The sequence below is a fragment of the Streptomyces sp. NPDC048255 genome, assembly GCF_040652415.1.
In the GTDB taxonomy this organism is placed as follows: domain Bacteria; phylum Actinomycetota; class Actinomycetes; order Streptomycetales; family Streptomycetaceae; genus Streptomyces.
Window position 1 is genome coordinate 1 of sequence record NZ_JBEZMA010000136.1, and the last position, 1,720, is coordinate 1,720.

The window sequence follows — 1,720 nt, forward strand, 5'->3', positions numbered from 1 at the left end:
ACAAATTAATTGCTAAGTGAACTACGGATTGGCTTATAACTAGCTGACGAGGGGCTTTGTCGCTTCATCTCCATACTTTACCAGCGTTGAAAAAGACAGAGCCAACAATAGGAATCCCCGCTAATCTTTATCAAATCCACTTACGCAGCACAGTATCATCAAAAACACGTTAATTGCTGAGTGGATTATTGATTAACTTATGGCTTTTGAGTCTCTTCCTCTTTCAACCATAAAAATAGCGGGCAGAGTGTAAACAAAGCGAAGCATACCGAACGGCTCAACCACCGTAAACAGCATCATTTTTATTTCCCCAAACGCAAAAAAGCCACCCAATGGGTGGCTTTCTCACTAATTTAATGTCTGGCAGTTCCCTACTCTCACATGGGGAGACCCCACACTACCATCGGCGCTACGGCGTTTCACTGCTGAGTTCGGCATGGGGTCAGGTGGGACCACCGCGCTATTGCCGCCAGACAAATTCGGTTCGTTCCCGTTCAGCGCTTTTCTTCGCTAAACCAGAACATCAATCTTGAACAAGCTGCTGTGTCCGTCACCTTTCGGCTTCTCACCCACATTCGAAAACTATTTCGTCTCTCTAAAACACCTTCGGTGTTGTCAGGTTAAGCCTCACGGTTCATTAGTATTGGTTAGCTCAACGTATCGCTACGCTTACACACCCAACCTATCAACGTCTTAGTCTTAAACGTTCCTTTAGGACCCTTAAAGGGTCAGGGAAGACTCATCTCAAGGCAAGTTTCCCGCTTAGATGCTTTCAGCGGTTATCGCTTCCGAACTTAGCTACCCGGCAGTGCCACTGGCGTGACAACCGGAACACCAGAGGTTCGTCCACTCCGGTCCTCTCGTACTAGGAGCAGCCCCTTTCAAATCTCCAACGCCCACGACAGATAGGGACCGAACTGTCTCACGACGTTCTGAACCCAGCTCGCGTACCACTTTAAATGGCGAACAGCCATACCCTTGGGACCGACTACAGCCCCAGGATGTGATGAGCCGACATCGAGGTGCCAAACACCGCCGTCGATATGAACTCTTGGGCGGTATCAGCCTGTTATCCCCGGAGTACCTTTTATCCGTTGAGCGATGGCCCTTCCATACAGAACCACCGGATCACTAAGACCTACTTTCGTACCTGCTTGATCCGTCGATCTTGCAGTCAAGCACGCTTATGCCTTTGCACACAGTGCGCGATGTCCGACCGCGCTGAGCGTACCTTCGTGCTCCTCCGTTACACTTTGGGAGGAGACCGCCCCAGTCAAACTACCCACCATACATGGTCCCCGACCCGGATAACGGGCCCAGGTTAGAACGTCAAGCACGACAGGGTGGTATTTCAAGGATGGCTCCACCACAGCTAGCGCCATGGTTTCATAGCCTCCCACCTATCCTACACAGCTCAACGTTCAATGTAAAGCTATAGTAAAGGTTCACGGGGTCTTTCCGTCTTGCCGCGGGTACACTGCATCTTCACAGCGATTTCAATTTCACTGAGTCTCGGGTGGAGACAGCGCCGCTGTCGTTACGCCATTCGTGCAGGTCGGAACTTACCCGACAAGGAATTTCGCTACCTTAGGACCGTTATAGTTACGGCCGCCGTTTACTGGGGCTTCGATCAAGAGCTTCGCCTTGCGGCTGACCCCATCAATTAACCTTCCAGCACCGGGCAGGCGTCACACCCTATACGTCCACTTTCGTGTTTGCA

General features: G+C 50.9%; 2 rRNA genes. Both read right to left on the reverse strand.

The features are described 5' to 3' along the window. Positions 1-358: 358 nt before the first annotated feature. A 5S ribosomal RNA gene (rrf, locus tag AB0D94_RS37765) occupies positions 359-474 on the reverse strand. A gap of 142 nt (positions 475-616) precedes the next feature. Next, positions 617-1,720: ribosomal RNA gene (locus tag AB0D94_RS37770) — 23S ribosomal RNA — on the reverse strand; the annotation flags it as partial.